This window comes from Streptomyces sp. NPDC055966, from assembly GCF_042269865.1.
Lineage (GTDB): Bacteria > Actinomycetota > Actinomycetes > Streptomycetales > Streptomycetaceae > Streptomyces.
Map to the genome: position 1 here is coordinate 417,292 of NZ_JBHJYK010000002.1, position 14,680 is coordinate 431,971.

At 71.9% G+C, this 14,680-nt stretch carries 14 protein-coding genes; 5 read left to right on the top strand and 9 right to left on the bottom strand.

Annotation, left to right across the window (positions count from 1 at the left end):
* Nucleotide 1: 1 nt before the first annotated feature.
* The 3 genes from ACFC8N_RS06145 to ACFC8N_RS06155 form a co-directional block, all read right to left on the bottom strand.
* Nucleotides 2–1,321 carry a pyridoxal-phosphate dependent enzyme gene (locus ACFC8N_RS06145; RefSeq protein WP_376286882.1) on the bottom strand — a complete coding sequence of 440 codons (1,320 nt, stop codon included), beginning with the start codon at nucleotides 1,319–1,321 and terminating at the stop codon, nucleotides 2–4.
* On the bottom strand, nucleotides 1,318–2,805 hold the full coding sequence (locus ACFC8N_RS06150; protein ID WP_376286885.1) for a Y4yA family PLP-dependent enzyme: 1,488 nt from the start codon (nucleotides 2,803–2,805) through the stop codon (nucleotides 1,318–1,320). The genes ACFC8N_RS06145 and ACFC8N_RS06150 overlap by 4 nt, the downstream gene beginning before the upstream one ends.
* Before the next feature lie 95 nt (nucleotides 2,806–2,900).
* The gene (locus tag ACFC8N_RS06155) at nucleotides 2,901–3,488 is read right to left on the bottom strand and encodes a hypothetical protein (protein ID WP_376286888.1); all 588 of its coding nucleotides are present in this window, start codon (nucleotides 3,486–3,488) and stop codon (nucleotides 2,901–2,903) included.
* A gap of 78 nt (nucleotides 3,489–3,566) precedes the next feature.
* Between ACFC8N_RS06155 and ACFC8N_RS06160 the strand changes: the two genes are divergently transcribed.
* Nucleotides 3,567–4,349: a class I SAM-dependent methyltransferase gene (locus ACFC8N_RS06160; protein ID WP_356021529.1), complete on the top strand. Its 783-nt coding sequence runs from the start codon at nucleotides 3,567–3,569 to the stop codon at nucleotides 4,347–4,349.
* Between the two features lie 142 nt (nucleotides 4,350–4,491).
* Nucleotides 4,492–5,952 (top strand): ATP-binding protein, encoded by a 1,461-nt coding sequence (locus ACFC8N_RS06165; protein ID WP_376286891.1) that lies wholly within the window; start codon nucleotides 4,492–4,494, stop codon nucleotides 5,950–5,952.
* Nucleotides 5,953–5,963: 11 nt separating this feature from the next.
* Here ACFC8N_RS06165 and ACFC8N_RS06170 read toward each other — a convergent pair whose 3' ends face one another.
* Entirely contained in the window at nucleotides 5,964–7,475 is a 1,512-nt protein-coding gene (locus ACFC8N_RS06170) for a hypothetical protein (RefSeq protein ID WP_376286894.1), read from the bottom strand.
* A gap of 588 nt (nucleotides 7,476–8,063) precedes the next feature.
* On the opposite strand from ACFC8N_RS06170, the gene ACFC8N_RS06175 reads away from it, so the two are divergent.
* Nucleotides 8,064–8,627 carry a hypothetical protein gene (locus ACFC8N_RS06175; protein ID WP_376286897.1) on the top strand — a complete coding sequence of 188 codons (564 nt, stop codon included), beginning with the start codon at nucleotides 8,064–8,066 and terminating at the stop codon, nucleotides 8,625–8,627.
* Nucleotides 8,628–9,000: 373 nt separating this feature from the next.
* Here ACFC8N_RS06175 and ACFC8N_RS06180 read toward each other — a convergent pair whose 3' ends face one another.
* Complete coding sequence (locus tag ACFC8N_RS06180; RefSeq protein ID WP_356021523.1) at nucleotides 9,001–9,534, bottom strand: hypothetical protein; 534 nt, start codon at nucleotides 9,532–9,534, stop codon at nucleotides 9,001–9,003.
* A gap of 490 nt (nucleotides 9,535–10,024) precedes the next feature.
* On the opposite strand from ACFC8N_RS06180, the gene ACFC8N_RS06185 reads away from it, so the two are divergent.
* Nucleotides 10,025–10,162, top strand: a complete 138-nt coding sequence (locus ACFC8N_RS06185) for a hypothetical protein (protein WP_376286900.1) — start codon at nucleotides 10,025–10,027, stop codon at nucleotides 10,160–10,162.
* Here the strand turns inward: ACFC8N_RS06185 and ACFC8N_RS06190 are convergent.
* Nucleotides 10,147–10,350, bottom strand: coding sequence for a multicopper oxidase domain-containing protein (locus tag ACFC8N_RS06190; protein WP_376286903.1), 204 nt, complete (start codon nucleotides 10,348–10,350; stop codon nucleotides 10,147–10,149). The two genes, ACFC8N_RS06185 and ACFC8N_RS06190, sit on opposite strands and share 16 nt — an antisense overlap.
* On the opposite strand from ACFC8N_RS06190, the gene ACFC8N_RS06195 reads away from it, so the two are divergent.
* Complete coding sequence (locus ACFC8N_RS06195) at nucleotides 10,349–10,723, top strand: hypothetical protein (RefSeq protein WP_376286906.1); 375 nt, start codon at nucleotides 10,349–10,351, stop codon at nucleotides 10,721–10,723. The two genes, ACFC8N_RS06190 and ACFC8N_RS06195, sit on opposite strands and share 2 nt — an antisense overlap.
* Here ACFC8N_RS06195 and ACFC8N_RS06200 read toward each other — a convergent pair.
* From ACFC8N_RS06200 to ACFC8N_RS06210, 3 genes are all read right to left on the bottom strand, one after another.
* Entirely contained in the window at nucleotides 10,710–12,314 is a 1,605-nt protein-coding gene (locus ACFC8N_RS06200) for an alpha/beta hydrolase (RefSeq protein WP_376286909.1), read from the bottom strand. The genes ACFC8N_RS06195 and ACFC8N_RS06200 overlap by 14 nt on opposite strands.
* A gap of 297 nt (nucleotides 12,315–12,611) precedes the next feature.
* Nucleotides 12,612–13,301: a response regulator gene (locus ACFC8N_RS06205; RefSeq protein WP_376287117.1), complete on the bottom strand. Its 690-nt coding sequence runs from the start codon at nucleotides 13,299–13,301 to the stop codon at nucleotides 12,612–12,614.
* 5 nt (nucleotides 13,302–13,306) lie between these two features.
* Nucleotides 13,307–14,413 (bottom strand): sensor histidine kinase, encoded by a 1,107-nt coding sequence (locus ACFC8N_RS06210; protein ID WP_376286912.1) that lies wholly within the window; start codon nucleotides 14,411–14,413, stop codon nucleotides 13,307–13,309.
* Nucleotides 14,414–14,680: the final 267 nt, after the last annotated feature.

Sequence of the window (14,680 nt, forward strand, 5' to 3'; positions counted from 1 at the left end):
CTCAGTCCCGCACCAGGGGTGCGCCCGCGTCGCGCCAGGCGATGACGCCGCCGGCCAGGCTGCGGACGTCGGGGTGTCCCATCCGGGTCAGCAGGGCGGCGTAGCGGGCGGACTTCTCGCCGACCGGGCAGGCCAGCAGCACCGGGCGCGTACGGCTGAAGGGGAGGCCGCCGTGGAGGAGTTCCTCGAACAGCTCGTCCACGATGTTGACCGAGCCGTCGATGTGCAGGGCGGCGTAGGCGTACGGGCTGCGCAGGTCGACGACGAGGGGGCTGCCGGTGGCGAGCCACGCCTGGGCGTCGGCGACACCGATGACCGGGGCCGCCCGTATCTCGGCCTCGGACAGGTCGGCCGGGGAGTCCGGACGGCGCGGTCGGCCGAACAGGTCGGGCCGCCGTTTCCTGATGTAGCCCAGGTAGCTCTCGACCCGGTCGCAGACGATGAAGACGGCGGACTGCCGCTCCGTCAACGCGGCGTCCATGGTGGCCAGTTGGCGTACGGCGCCGAAGTAGGCGGCCCCTCCCGTCGGCCCCGCCAGGATGCCGCACCGGCGGTTCAGCGTCAGCATGCCCTCGATGGCGTCGTCGGAGCCCACCGCCTCGATCGTGTCGTACGTGCCGGGGTCGAACAGGCCCACCTCGTGCGCCTCGTCGATGGTGCGGATGCCGGGGACGAAGTCGGACTTGGCGGCGACCAGGCCGACGACCCGTACGGCGGGGTCGTGCTCGCGCAGCACGCGGGCGACACCCGTGGAGGAACCGGCGGTGCCGACGCAGGCGACGAACCAGTCCGGGGCCCGGCCGTCCAGGTCCTTGACGATCTCCGGGCCCGTGCCGGTGAGGTGGGCCTCGGTGTTGCGCGGGTTGAAGTACTGGTCGGTGTGCAGATAGGCGCTGCCCGGCTCGGACAGGGTCCGGTGGAAGAGGGTCAGCGGGTCGTCGGTGGCGGTCGGGTCGAGGCACTCGCTCTGCCCCGGCAGCTCCTCGATCTCGGCGCCGAGCAGCAGGAGAAGGTCCTTGATCTCCGGCACGCGCATCCGGTTGGTGACGCTCTTGAACGTCAGGCCGTGCATGCCGGCGATGACGGCCAGGGCCTTGGCGGTGTTGCCGCTGGAGAGTTCGACGACCTGGCTGCCGCTCTCGGTCGCGGCGGCCAGGTGCGGGCGGGCCATGTTCCAGGCCGCCCGGTCCTTGACCGAGCCGAAGGGGTTGAGCAGTTCCAGCTTGGCGTACAGGTCGATGTTCCTCAGTCCGTGCACGGCCGGGTCGATGCGGACCAACGGGGTGTTGCCGATGGCCTCGGTGACGCTGTCGTACCTCACTGCGCTCCCCCCATGTCGTGCCCCCCTGTGTCCATGGATGTGGTCGGCCAGTACAGGTCGTCCAGGCACCAGCGCCACGCGCCGCCGTCCTGCCAGGCGGCGACCTTGCGCGCGCCGGGCTGCCGCTGGGCGTGGGTGGCGTGGAAGTCCATGCAGTAGCCGGCGGTGTTGGCGAAGGCCAGCACGTCCCCGGGCTCGGGCCGGTGCGGCAGGAAGACGGTCCGGCGGGTGATCAGGTCGGTCTCCAGGCACAGGCTGCCGAAGAGGTGGGCGGCGACCGGGCCGGGGCCGGGGAGGGCCGGGTCCCGGGGGACGAGCACGGGGTCCACCAGCACCCCGTGCTGTTCCAGGGCGATGTCGTCGGCCTTCGCCGCGAGCCGTACGAGGAGTGCGCCGCCGTTCCCCTGCTCCCGCACCTCCAACACCTTCGCCAGGGTCAGCCCGCACTGGTCCAGCAGGGCCCGGCCCGGCTCGACGTGCAGGTCGTACAGGTGCTCCAGCAGCAGCCCGGCCAGGGGGCGTCCGCCGTAGGACGCGGCCGGGTGGGCGAGCAGTTCGTCGAGGTAGCGGGGCCCCGAGACCGGCCGGTGGGCGGGGTAGAGGCCGAGCGTTCCGCGCAGGGTGCCGGCCTCGTTGCGCAGCCCGTAGCCGTGGCCGCCCCAGGTCAGGGGCGGACGCGAGCCGAGGACGGCCGCGGTCAGCTCGGACGTGTACCGCTCCCACTGCGCGCCGTCGGCGAGGTAGTCGAGGCCGAACCCGCCGCCGATGTCCACGGCGGACGGCCGCAGGCCGCGGCCGCGGCACTCCTCCAGCACCCGCAGACAGCCCTCCAGCGCGGTCGCCTTCTCGGTCAGGCTCGTGGTGTCGAGGTGGTACGCCACGCCGGTCACGTCGATCACGTCACCGTGCCGTTCGGCCGCCTTCAGCAGTGCCTCCGACTCGCCGGCCGGTGTGCCGAAACGGCTGCGCCGGCTCAGCACGCGCACGCCGGACGCCTCGAATCCCGACAGCCGCAGCAGGACGCGGGCGCGGGGCAGCGTGTGCCTCCGCACCAGCGCGGCGAGCGTCTCCAGCTCGCCGCGCGAGTCGACGCCGACGGTGACCGAGGTGCGTGCCGCCAGCCAGAGGAACTCCGGGTTCTTGGGCCCGGTGGCGACGATCCGGTCGGGGGTGAGGCCGGCGCCGAGCGCGTGCTGCAACTCGGCCAGCGAGGCGACGTCCACCCCGGCGTCGGTGGCGGCCAGCCGCCGCAGCAGGGCACCGGACCGGTTGGCCTTGTGCGCGAAGAACACCTGGCCGGACAGCCGATGCCGGCTGAACACCGCTCGGAACTCTGCGACATTCGAGGCGAGTTGGTCGGGAACCAGCACGTGCAGGGGAGATCCGAGCGCGTCGGAGAGCGTGTGCAGCAGCCCGGGGGACTCCACGAGCGAGCGCATCCGCTTCCCCAACCGCGGTGCGAGATACAAGGGCTCCGCGCCCATACCCGGCCCTCCCCCAGCACGTCGGGCCCGGCATTCCGGGCGCGGCCCCACTCCCCGCGATTCGCCTCATAACCCGTTTCCCGCCGCGAGCCGGTTCATCCCCGCACATCACGAAGTGGCCGGAATGCACCCCATTTCCCGTCCGGCATCCGCATGACCACAAGAAGCAGCAAGCATGCGTGGGGTGCGTCGTCGCCCTCGTGGTACGTCCGACACCGGGAGCCCATGTCCCGTACGCGCCAACTCGCCTTCCCCGCTTCGTCGTTGACTCTCGCCACGGCGGCCTGATCGTCACGACCACGGGCACCGCCCACGCCGCCGACATCTCGCAGTCGTACCTGCCGCTGCAGTACGCCGCCTGCCGGGACCCGGGCCAACTTGCCTCGGTTGCCCATGACTTCGGGCATCCTGCGGGTGACCTGGTCCCAGGTGGCCTGTTCGTCCTTCAGCGAGGCGCCGGAGCACACGGTGCAGGTACGGCCGTCGTACGTCGCGCCGCGGACGGCCGCGAAGCCGTATTCGTGGGTCTCGTCACCGACCGCCACCGTGAGGGTCTCGCGGTCGACGCCGGTGCCGACCTTGCCGCGCGCCGGGGTGCCGTCGTGGTCGTCGTCGTGGCCGGACGTGTCGGAGGAAACCGGGCGGTGACCGCTGCGGCGGACACCCCCGCCCCGCCCGGTCACACCATGCTGTGGGGAGGCCGTACCGCCGGCCTCGGGCTACGCTGCCGGAGGGGGCTGTTCTGGATCACGGAGTCCGCCATGCCGAAGTCCGAGCTGTCGAGGAACCGGGCCTCTCTGCGGCACCAGCTCAGCTACGCCGTACGGCACCCGGGACGCGTCCCCTCCCACCTCCGCCGTGCCGCGCGGGACACCTGGCTGGGCCTCCGGCACCGCGACCACGTCGCCTACTACCGCGCCGTCATGGCCTCCGACACCGCGCGCGGCCCCGAGCGCGCCGTCGGCAGCGGCTCGGAGGCCGGCTGGCTGGCGCTCGGGCAGATGCAGTTCGACTACCTGCTCGAACACGGCCTGAAGCCGCGGGACCGCATGCTGGAGATCGGCTGCGGGAACCTGCGCGCGGGGTGGCGGTTCATCGACCACCTCGCGCCCGGCCACTACTACGGGATCGACATCTCGCCGGACATCCTCGTCGAGGCGCAGCGGACCCTCGTCCGCCGGGGGCTGCAGGACCGCCTCGCCCATCTGGCCCTCGTCGAGAACCTGACGCTCGACTTCCTGCCCGCGGGCTGGTTCACCGTGGTGCACGCCCACAGCGTCTTCTCGCACTCGCCCCGGGAGGTGATCGACGAGTGCCTGGCCAACGTCGGGCGGGTGCTGGCCCCCGGCGGCTTCTTCGACTTCACCTACGACCGCACGGAGGGCCCCGAGCACCAGGTGCTCCGCGAGGACTTCTACTACCGCACCGAGACCCTCCTCGCGCTGGCCGAACGGCACGGCCTGTCCGCCCGTTTCATGGACGACTGGGAGCGGCGCCCGCACGGCCAGTCGAAGATCCGGGTCACGCACGCGGTCGCGGGGTAGCGGCCTCACCCTGCGGTGGTCCTGGTGAAGGTGCTGGTGAGAGGCCAGTAAGAGCATTCGCTGACGGCCCCAGAGTCCTGCCGTCGGCGGCGGTCGGCCAGGCACACTGGCGGCGCCGACCGCCCCAGAGGAAGCCCCGCCCATGGACAGCACAAGACACCGGCTCGCGATCCTGCACCCCCGCCGCAGCCTGGGCACGGTGTTCGCGCTCTCCTTCGCCTGCGTCACCGCTGCCACCACCCTCCTCGGCGGCGTCCTCAGCTACAACGCCGCTGCCCGGATGGTGCGCGTCGACCAGGACGACGTCTTCCACGGCGTCGTCGACGACCTCCACCAGCAGGTCTCCCAGCAGCGGCTGTCGCCGACGGACTACTTCAGCGTGAGCCCCGACACCGAAAGCCCCCGCGACGACCTCTCGCGCCGCATACGCACCGACGTCCAGGTCCTCGGCCGAGCGGGCCGTGTGGAGGAACGCGGCTTCCCGGCGCTGCCGGTCCGCGCGGCCGACCGTGCCGCGGCCTCGCACGCCAGGGCCGGGCACACCGTCTACTACAAGGCCGAGATCCAGGGGGACCGCTACCGCGTCGCCACCGTCGCGCTGGGCGGCGGCCGGGGCGCCGTGCAGGTGGCGCAGCAGTACAGCGACACCGAGGATCTGCTCAGGGAACTCAAGGAACGCACCGTCGAGCTGAGCGCCGCCGTCCTCGTCGTCGCGGGCCTCGCGGGCTGGTGGCTGGCCCGCAGGATCGCCGGGCGGCTCGTCCGGCTCACCCAGGTCGCCGAGGACGTGGCCCGCACCGGCCGGCTGGACACTTCGGTCCCGGTCGCCGGACCGGACGAAGTCGGCCGGCTGGGGCGGGCGTTCGACGGGATGCTCGGCCGGCTCGCCGCCTCCGAGGAGGTGCAGCGGCGCCTTGTCCAGGACGCCGGGCACGAGCTGCGCACCCCGCTGACCTCGTTGCAGACGAACGTGGCTCTTCTGGACCGTATAGACCGACTGCCGCCGCAGGCCAAGGCGGACCTGATCGCGGACATGAAGAGCGAGACCCGCGAACTGGTCAACCTGGTCAACGAGCTGGTCGACCTCGCTGCGGGCGACCGGGGTGCCGAACAGCCCAGGGAGATCACCCTGGGCGCCCTGGCCGGGGACGCGGCCGCCCTCGCCCGGCGCCGCACCGGCCGGGAGATCCGCATCGAGGCCGACGACGCCGTCGTACGGGCCCGTCCGGACGCGGTGCAGCGGGCGCTGACCAACCTCCTGGAGAACGCGGCCAAGTTCGACCAGGAAGGAACCGAGCCGATCGAGGTCGTGATCACCGGTACGCGCGTGGAGGTGCTCGACCGCGGACCGGGCATCGCCGAGGCCGACCTGCCCCGCGTCTTCGACCGTTTCTACCGCGCCGACGGCGCACGCAGCCTGCCCGGCTCCGGGCTGGGCCTGGCCATCGTGCACGCCGTCGCCGTCACCCACGGCGGCACGGCCTTCGCCCGCAACCGCGCCGGCGGCGGCGCGGTCATCGGCTTCACCCTCGACCCGGCCTCCCTCGTCGAACACCGTCCGCGTACGACGCCCATGGCCGACTGCGCCGCCACGCCTCGCTGAGCCGCAGATCATCAGGACGTGTGCGCCGACGCGGTCATGACCGCGGGTGACAGGTAGATCCGCAGTCCCTCCCGCCGGACGGACGTCCAGGCGCGGGCGTAGGAGGGCGGCGCACCCGAGCCGTCGGTCAGGACCGCGACCGGCGTCCGTTCGGCCGTCCGGGTGAGGGCGACAGCCGTCGTGTTCGCGCTGTGGCCGCTGGTGTCGACGGAGGAACATCCGGCGTAGAAGGCGATCGGGACGTTGTCGCCGCCGGTGACCAGGCACGGCGCACGCACGCCCAGCCGGTGCAGCGCCTGCGCCGTACGCGCCCAGCCGCGGTGCCCGGCGGTGGTCCGCTCGACCGTACGCTCCAGCACCACGAGCTGGACGGCGAGATGCCCGGCGAGCCCGAGCGCCACCAGCGTCACGGCCGTCGGACGCCAGGTGCGGGGCGCCGCGGTGACCAGGTGGGCGAGGGCGTCGGCGACCGGGATCGCCACCAGCGCGTAGGCCGGGAGCAGGAAGCGGGGTGCGGCGTAGCCGATCAGGAAGAGGTACGGGAAGGCGGCCGTGGCGGCGCAGGCCAGCGGCACCAGCGTGCGGGCCGTGCGCCCGGCCCGGACCGCGACGACCAGGGCGAACGCCGCGAGCACGGGGAGCGCGAACCACCAGGCGTACACCGCCGGGTTCGGCAGCGTGCCGGTGCACGGACGGCACAGCGTACGGCCGACCAGGCTCCGGAGTTGGTCGTCCACGGCCCAGTTCCAGCCCAGCCCGCCCTGGGCGTCGGAGCCCTCGGCCAGCCGCTCGGCCAGACCGCCGTAGCTGACGTACGCCTCCACGACCCACTCGCCCGCCCCGGCGACCAGCCCTCCCACGAGCGCGACCAGCAACGGCCAGTGCCGCCACCGGCGTACGAGCACCAGCGCGGCGAGCAACGGCACGCACGCCCAGACCGCGTCCGTCGGCCGCATCAGCGCCATCAGCGCCGCGCTTCCCGCCAGGCCCCACACCGGAGCGCGCCGGGCCCGGTCCTCCTGGGCCCGCAGGAAGCAGCCGGCCCCGGCGAGTGCGCCGATCGCCACCGAGAAGTTGGGCATGGCCTGCGGGCCGTAGAAGAGCGTCACCCACAGCGATGCGAACAGCGCGCCGCCGAGAGCGAGGACGCGGGTGGGGAACAGACCGTGCCAGGCGCGCAGGGCAAGGAACAACGCCAGTCCGGACAGCAGGGCCAGATAGATCCGCAGCAGCGTGGTGGACGACGACCAGGAGGCGATCGGTGCCACCAGCAGCGGGACGCCGCGGGCACGTGGCGCGCTGAAGAACGCGGCGGGGGCATGCGTGCTGACCTGGCTGACGTACACCGTTTCGTCCCAGCCCAGCCCCATGCCGGGCCGGACGAGGACGAGTTGGGCGAGGGTGAAGGCTCCGGCCACCCCTGCGGGCCGGCCGTCCCGCCGCCGGTCCCACCAGCGATCGGACAGGTGTGCCCGCCGGCTGGGGGCCACGGGCTCGCGCTGCGTGTTCACGGTCCTGGTCATCCACAACCCTTCGGCCGAGAGCGAGGGGTCAGAACATGGTCAAGCTAACCCGCGACTCCCGGACGCGCAGCGCGGAAGTGGCCGGGCTCCGCATCCCTGAGGGGCCGGGGTACCGCGCATCGCGAGATGCGCCTGCCGGCCGCACCGCGGAGGAGCCCCTGCGGCTGGGCGGGCGTCCGGACGACATCCCCGGCGCGCGGGGCATCACCGGCGACCTGTCGCGGCATGCGCCGGGAGTCGTGGCGAGGTCCTCGCCGCCCGGCACGGACGCTCCGACGCCTCCGGCCCGCCCGGGACGCCGCCCGGCACACGGCCGAGGTCCTGAACCAGACCCTCGGAGCCGAACCGGCGACCGACACACCCCGGCGTTCCCTGCGTCCCCGCAGGCGCGCCGCCCGCACGACGGAGAACCGGCCCACCGGCTCCTCCGGCCGGTCGGCCCAGCGCCACCGGACATGCCGACCGGTACAAGGACGCACCTTGGGTGGGCGCAAATCCTGGACCCGCGAGCAGGCTGTGGATCCATGGCTTCTGGTTCGACGAACAAACCGTGTGCGGACCGCCCGACGCTGCTTGATGATGTGCCTCATGCAACGTGATGGTGGCGATGGCCCGCTCGGATGGTACGTCGCGGCCAATATCGCCCGTGAGACCGCACACGGCGAGGCTGGGCTGGAGATCCAGCGCGGCCTCAAGTACTTCGCACCTGGTGCGAAGGTGTGGATACCTCGGCGGCCGCTTTGGTGGGGTGGCCGCATGACGGTGGTAGGGCACCATCGGGGCAACACCCGCCGCTACGTGAACATGGTCGTGCGGCGCGAGGACCTGGAGAACTTCCGTGTGAAGGGCGTCTACAGCCCGAAGTTGCTGAGGTCGCTCAACGGTCACTATCACGAGCTGACCGATCCTCTGAAGCCACAGACCGCTTGGGTCTCGCGTGACGAAGCTCAAGGGTGGGCCGATGCATGGAACTGCCCACAGGAACCGGTGCGGTTGGACGGTCGTTTGCAGACGCGTGTCGCCGTGCCCAACCCGCCGCCGGTGGAGCTGGAAGTGGAAGGACGGACGTACTACTTGGCTCACTACAGCACTCGCGGCCCGCGCTACAGCTCCGAGCCGCCACCGCGGGAGCCGGCTCTGCGACGGCCATGACCTGTTCCCGGACATCGGTTTGGGAAGCTACGGTCACTTGCGGCTGGCTGGGTCGCGCGGCAGCGCGCAGCAGCGACTGAGCCACCCGTTCGGCATCGTCGGGGTGCATGTAGATCTCCTGAGTCCACAGCACCGAGAGCCGCACGGTGGCGTCGGTGACGTTCAAGTCCGGATCGCTGCCATAGGCGCTCATGCAACTGAGCATGCCTCAGGCCCGACTTCAGGGAGAGACCGGACGGTCACCGCCCGCGCCCTCGCCCGCGTCGCCCTCCAGACCGCTGCGCCACCCCGTCTGTGGCCGCTGGCCGTAGCCGTACTGCTCGAACTCCTGGAACACGCGCTGGTGTGACCGAGCCGGCTTCGGAATGGTCCGTCAGGAACCGATGACGTCGAGCCAGAACGAGACGAGCGAGGTCAGCGCGCCAGGGGCGCCCGCGCCGAAGGCGACCACCATGGCCTGACCGATCGCCACGTCATGGGGGTCGAGGCCGTGGGACCAGGTCAGCCGGGCATCGATGCCGGGGATGCTGCGGAGAGGGCCGTACGCGCCCAGGGTGCCGTGCGCTTCGGCAATGGGCGTGCCATTGCGCAGGAGCCGGGCCCGGCACAGGCTGGTGGGGCGCAGCTCGTAGGTGCGCGCGCCCACCACGGCCGTGCGGGTGCGTGTTCTGCGGCGCAGGGCCCAGCGGCTGTCGCTCCCCCGGCGCGTGGGGACCACCTGCCCGTCGACCTTGATGTGGCCGTGCTCGCGGCCGGGCCGGACCGTGACGGGTGGCATGCCGGGTCCCTGGACGAGCGCGATGACGGCGGGCCAGCGGTCGTAGCTGATCCGTATCGGCCCGAACGGGCTGTCGGCCGTGCGGTGCTGGGAGAGCCGGACGGTACGGCGCTTGCTGAAGAAGGACATGGTTGCATCGGCTCCGGAGACGGGGAGTTGGGGACAGGCCGGGCGGCGGGGTGGCCCCGGTAGGGCACAGCTCCTGGCGTAGCCGCTGATGCGGTATCGCCGTGGGGACCGGGCGGTGCAGGCGACAACGAATCCGTGATCATGGAGCTGGATACGTACACGCCCCCGGGCGTGGCCCTGACGCCTGCGATCTCGCGCATGCCGCTCACCCTAGACGGACGTCCGCCGCTCGAACGCCGCCGTCGGCCGGTGGCGGGAGACCGCTGCTCAGCACCGGGGAATCGGCACCATGTCCGGTGGTCGTTCTCGGACGGGTGAAGCGTCCGACCGCCCCAGCGCCCCCGCCGCCCTCGACTGCCCCCGCCATCCCCGCGTCATGCCGGGGCGAAGGCCGCGACGGCCCGTACCCGACCCTCGCCTCTCGCCTCTCGTGTCGGCACCGTCCGCGAGGTCATCATCAAGACGGAGCCGAAGGACGAACTCTGCCGTCGTGGGAGACACCCTGGCCTGCACAAGCCCGAGCGGCGGCGAGGAGATCAGCCTGATCGGCGGCCAACTCGCCGACAGCGGTGGGCAGACCGGTGCCCCTGGGCCCGGCGCCGTACGTGCTCCTCACACCACCTGGTAGTTGGCCATCATCGCCATGTCCTCGTGCTCCAGGTTGTGGCAGTGCAGCATGTACCGGCCCCGATAGCCGCGGAAGCGGACCAGCACGTCCACGACCTCGTACGGGCGGACGTCCACCGTGTCCTTCCAGCCCGCGTCGGTGGGCTCGGGCGCCCGCCCGCCGCGCGACAGCACCTGGAAGTGGGCCATGGCTGTCGGTTCGTTGCTCTCCTGGGCCGCTGAGCGAGGCGAGGCTGTCGATCCGCTGGCTGCGGACGCGGTCGTGCATCTGCTGGCGCTGAGCGGCGCCAGGGTGCACGGATCGCTTCCGGAAGCCACCCCTGACCTGGTGCGGACGGTGCTGCTGGAGGCGCTGCCGCAGTTCCTGTCCGTCGCGCCGGGCGACGAGGGCGCGGCGCTCGGGGTCCTGAGGGTGCTGGCGGACCGTACCCGGGCGGACGGGCGGCTCAACGCCAAGCGGCACGCGCGGCTGCGAGAGGCGATCGACGGGTGCGCCGAGGAACACCTGCGGGTGATGCGCGATCCGGGGACCACCGGGTTCCGGCGGGTTACTTCTGGGTGACGTCGGTGCAGTAGACGTCCTTCTTCGGCAGGTGGCCGGTGGTCAGGAAGCCGACGGTGACCTTGTCGATGCAGGCGGAGCCCTCGTTGTAGACGTAGTGCCCGCCGTTGTCGACGCCGACGAAGGCGGAGCCGTCGCCGAGAGCCTTGTGCAGCCCGACGCCGCCTTCCCACGGGGTGGCGTTGTCCCGGCGGTTCTGCAGGATCAGGGTGTTGCGCGGGCCGCCGGCCACGACCTTGACGGTCGCCTCGGCAGGCTTGTTCCAGAAGGCGCAGGCCCAGATGTTGGCGGGCATGCCCGCGGTGAGCGGCCACTTCTCGCGGTCGGCGGCGGTGCGGGTGGCGTAGCCGTCGACGTCGTGCGGCCATTCGGCGTCGCCGCAGGTCAGAGCCATGAACATGGTGGCCTGGTTGTCCGCGGGGACGCCCGGGGACGACGGTGAGTCGGCGAACACCTCCTTGAGAACCGCGGCGTCGGCGGCCGTGGTGCTGCCGTGGGACAGGTCGTCGGCGGCCTTCCAGAACTTGGCGAGTACGGGAAGGGTGTTGTTGTGCAGAAGCAGGGCGTAGGTCATGTTCCGCAGCAGCGCCCCGTCCAGTGACACCGATGCGCCGGGAATCGCTGCGGGCCTGCGGTCTAGCCGGTCGGCGAGGGTGAGGTAGGTGTGGGTCACCTGCGCGACGTTCGTGCCCAGCTGGAGTGTGCTGTTCTGCGCCGCGGCGACGCGTGCGGCGTCGGGGAACCGGTCGGCCATGCCCTTGCCCCACGTGTCCGCGACCTGGTTGGCCCAAACCTTGGTGGGGTCGACGTTGCCTTCCAGGATCATCCGGTCGGTGTGGTTCTGGAAGAGCGAGCGGTAGACGGCGCCGAGGTAGGTGCCGTAGGACTGGCCCCAGTAGGAGATCTTCTTCTCACCGAGCGCCTGGCGGATGCGGTCCATGTCGCGGGCGGTGTTGGCGGTGTTGTAGTACCGCAGGTTCTTGCCCACGGTGTCGGCGCACTGCTTGGCGTCGGCCTTGGCGAGGGCCACGTTCTTGGTGATCGAGCCGCCCGCGGCGGGATAGGGGAACAGCCCGGTCACGCTCGGGTCCTTCAGACCGCAGCTTTGCGGGGTGCTGTGTTCGACGCCGCGCGGGTCGAAGCCGATCAGGTCGTAACGGTCCAGCACGGACTTCGGCAGTGTGGACGCCATGGTTTCAGGCATGTCGAGACCGCCCAGGGCCGGCCCGCCGGGGTTCAGCAGCAGGACGCCACGTCGCTTCCCGGGTTTGGCGGTGGACAGCCGGGAGACCGCCACGTCGATCTTCGCGCCGCCCGGGTTCTGGTAGTCCAGTGGGACCTCCAACGTCCCGCAGGCCAGGTGGGGGTTACGGGTTTGTCCCTCGGCCAGTGCCGGGCACTCGCCCCAGGTGATCTTGGCGGCGCCCGCGGTCTCGCCGGTGCTGGCGGAGACCTTGGCCGTTTGCGCGCCCTGGGCCTCGGCGCCACACGCGGCCAGTGCGGTTCCTGCGAGCGTGGAAACCAGCAGAGCCGCGGCAAGTCGGCGGCCTCTGGGAAAACCGTGCTTCGCGGAACTGCATGTCGTGGTCATGGCGTTGTCCTTAGCTACTCGGCTGGTCGGCCTGCCTGGTCCGGCCGTTGTGTTGACGGTTCGAGTCAACAAGAGAGCACCGGTGGCGCGCGTCACCGCAGAGAGGACAAATCTGGTAGCTCGCTCGGGGGATGCGGGGACCCTTGGAACATCTGAGAGAGCCATTGCGCAGGGCGGGGAGCACGCTGATCGGGCAGCCAGTCCATGAGTCTGGAACACCGCCTCGGCGGGGCGGTCGGTCGGGGAGGGGCGCGGCCGTGGCCGCGCTTGCCCGCCCCGGCCGGCATCTCAGGGCCGTCAGGCTCGGTTGCCGCCCCCTGCCAACCCCGCCCGGTAGGCCAGGACCACCGCCTGGACGCGGTCGCGGAGGTCCAGTTTGGTGAGGATGCGCGAGACGTAGGTCTTCACGGTCTCGTGGCTGATGACCAACTCGGTGGCGATTTCGGCGTTTGACAGGCCCTCGCTGATGAGGAGAAGGACCTCGTGCTCGCGGGGGGTGAGGACCTTGAGGCGCTCGCGCTCGGGGGACGCGTGGGCGGCGGAGGGGCGTACGCGTTCGGCGAAGCGGCCGATCAGGGTGCGGGTCACGGCGGGGGCCAGGAGGGACTCGCCGCGGGCGACGACGCGTACCGCGTTGATCAGTTCGGGCGGTGGGGCGTCCTTGAGAATGAAGCCGCTGGCGCCGGCGCGCAGGGCCTCGTACACGTACTCGTCGACGTTGAAGGTCGTCACGACGAGGATCCTGGCGGGGCTGGCGGAGTCGGGCCCCGCCAGGCGCCGGGTGGCCTCGATTCCGTCGAGCAGGGGCATGCGGATGTCCATGACGACGACGTCCGGCTTCAGCTCCTGCGCGCTGCGGATCGCCGCTCGGCCGTCGACGGCCTCGCCCACGACCTCCATGTCGGGCTGGGCGGAGAAGATCGTGACGAAGCCGGCACGCACGAGGGCCTGGTCCTCGCACACCAGCACCCTGATCGCAGCGGGCAGAACACTCACGCGGCACCTCGCGCGGGGATGCGTGCGTGCACGCGGAACCCGCCATCCGGGCTGGGCCCCGCCGCGAATTCGCCCCCCAGCATCTCCACCCGTTCCCGCAGCCCGGTCAGGCCCCGGCCGCCCGAGACCTGCGGGCCGCCGCCCGGCAGGGCGGCGGACGCGGGAGCGCCGTCGGCCGTCCCGGCGGTGGTGACCTCGACGTCCGTCCAGTCGGAGGTGTGCGCGAGCCGTACCAGCGTCCGCCGGCCCGGGGCGTATTTCACGGCGTTCGTCAGGGATTCCTGCACGACGCGATACGCCGTGAGTTGGGCACCTATGGCCATGGCCGACTGCTCTCCGTCCTCGACCAGCTCGATCGGCTGGCCGCCCGCTCGCGTCTGCTCCACCAGATCAGGCACCCGGCCCGGCAGCGGCGTCCGCTCCCGGGGCGCCGAATCACCGGTCGCCTCCAGCACGCCGAGCAGGAACCGGAGTTCGGCCAGCGCGCGACGGCCGGTGCCGTTGATGGCGTCGAGGGACTCGTGGAGGCGGTCCGGCGACTCGGTCAGGTACTGTGCTGCACCTGCCTGCACCACCATCGCGGTCACATGGTGGGTCACCACGTCGTGCAATTCCCGGGCCAGGCGGCTGCGTTCCGTCGCGATGGCCACCTGCACGGACAGGCGCCGACGCTCGGCCTCCTGCGCCCGCCGCCCGCGGACCTGGACACCCAGGCCCCACACCACCGCCAGGACCATGTAATAGAGCAGGTAGTCGGTCAGTCCCTCGGGCGAGCCCAGCACATGCAACACGACGCCGAAGACCACGTAGCCGCCCGTCGCCGCCAGCGGTACGACCCGCCGGAGGCGCTCCTGGTGGGCACCCACGGAGTACAGCGCGATGTACACCCCCAGGCTGCCGAAGGTCGGCGGGTAGCCCAGGCACTCGTGCACCGCGAACGAGGCCCCCACCACCGCGAGGCAGGCGGCCGGCCACCGGGTGCGCACCGCAAGCGGCAGGGTCTGCCCCAGGTTCAGCAGCACACTCGCGACCGAGGTGCCGTGGGTGGCAAGGCCGCCGAACTGCGCCCCGACCCGCGACAGCGGCGCCGCGAACGACAGCACCGTGAAGACAAGCGCGACTCCGCGGTCCCTGGTGGCGGCAGGGCGTGATCCCCACCACCGCGACAGCACGCGAAGCCGTGCGGCTGCGGCGGCCACCGGGTTCACGCGTGCGGAGGGGCCCCTGTCCTGCGCACGCGCCGTTGGCGCGGGGGACGCCGAGCCCGATGGTTCACGCGCTGCTTGGTCTTCCGTCATCATCATCCACGATCCCGTAGGTCCGGCGCTGAGCGGCATGAGGACCGGGCCGTGGTCCGCTACCCGCCCGCC